General features: G+C 57.8%; 1 protein-coding gene and 2 pseudogenes. 2 read left to right on the plus strand and 1 reads right to left on the minus strand.

The window, feature by feature from the left end:
* Window positions 1–154 (plus strand): annotated as a pseudogene (locus EOC06_RS43500) (MarR family transcriptional regulator); the annotation flags it as partial.
* Window positions 155–308: 154 nt separating this feature from the next.
* Window positions 309–815 carry a DUF2380 domain-containing protein gene (locus tag EOC06_RS25785; protein WP_128309107.1) on the plus strand — a complete coding sequence of 169 codons (507 nt, stop codon included), beginning with the start codon at window positions 309–311 and terminating at the stop codon, window positions 813–815.
* Between the two features lie 7 nt (window positions 816–822).
* Here the strand turns inward: EOC06_RS25785 and tdh are convergent.
* Window positions 823–934: pseudogene (gene tdh / locus EOC06_RS25790) on the minus strand (L-threonine 3-dehydrogenase); the annotation flags it as partial.

Raw genomic sequence — 934 nt, forward strand, 5'->3', positions numbered from 1 at the left:
GACCGGAACGGGACTTGCCGCCTATCGCGAGATGGTGCCGCTGGCCAAGGCGTTCGAACGGGATTTGCTGGCAAGGCTCAGCGCTGAAGAGCGCACGGCGATCACCAGCGGACTGGCTGCATTGGAGACCAGTCTGGTCCCGAGCATGGGTTAGTCCAAGATCAAGCCAATCACTCTGAACGACGGAGTTCGAGCGAACCTGCGTGGGAACTCCCACCGCAGCCAAAGCATAGCATTGCTTTCGATTTGATCGTGATTTGCGTTGTCAGGCCGCGTATAATGCCCATTACACCGACGGGAGGACTACGATGAGCATTCGCGCATTAAGTGTCCTGGTGACGCTACTTGTAGGCACCTGCACATTTGCGCAGGCCCAGCAGACAAAGCCGATGTCGATCGAAGTGTTCCCTTTCGAATTGGAGGACAAGAGCGCCGGGGCGGGAATAATTCCCCCAGATGAATATGACAGGCGCTATCTGTCGGAATCGGCACAAGTTGCAAAGGACATGCTCTCCCAGTCTGGGCGCTTTACAGTAATTGATGTGCCGGCGAGGGATACACAGGCTGCTGCGCCGCACGGATTGCGCAACTGCGCTGGTTGTGAAGGACCGATTGCCAAGGAGCACCGCGCGTCGCTTGCCTTGCTTGGCGTCGTAACGCGCGTCAACCGAACGGAACATACTATGTTCATTCGCATCCTTGACGCCGAAACCGGGAGACATGTTTCGGAGGGGTTTACCGATCTTCGCATGGGTGCGAACCACGCATGGCCCCGCTCCGTGAAATGGCTGATGAAAAACAGAATCCTGCGCTAGGCGGCATCTACCAGTCCATCACCACCTTGCCGGAACTGCCGCTGCGCATCGCATCGAAGCCGGCCTGAAAATCGTCGATGCCGATGCGGTGGGTGATCAGGCCGGAGACATCCAGCGGG

Source organism: Mesorhizobium sp. M7A.F.Ca.MR.362.00.0.0 (assembly GCF_004023175.1).
Lineage (GTDB): Bacteria > Pseudomonadota > Alphaproteobacteria > Rhizobiales > Rhizobiaceae > Mesorhizobium.

What these genes read in the sequence shown, in the direction of transcription:
- EOC06_RS25785 (WP_128309107.1), top strand. Translation starts at nt 309, where the DNA reads ATGAGCATTCGCGCATTAAGTGTCCTGGTGACGCTACTTGTAGGCACC.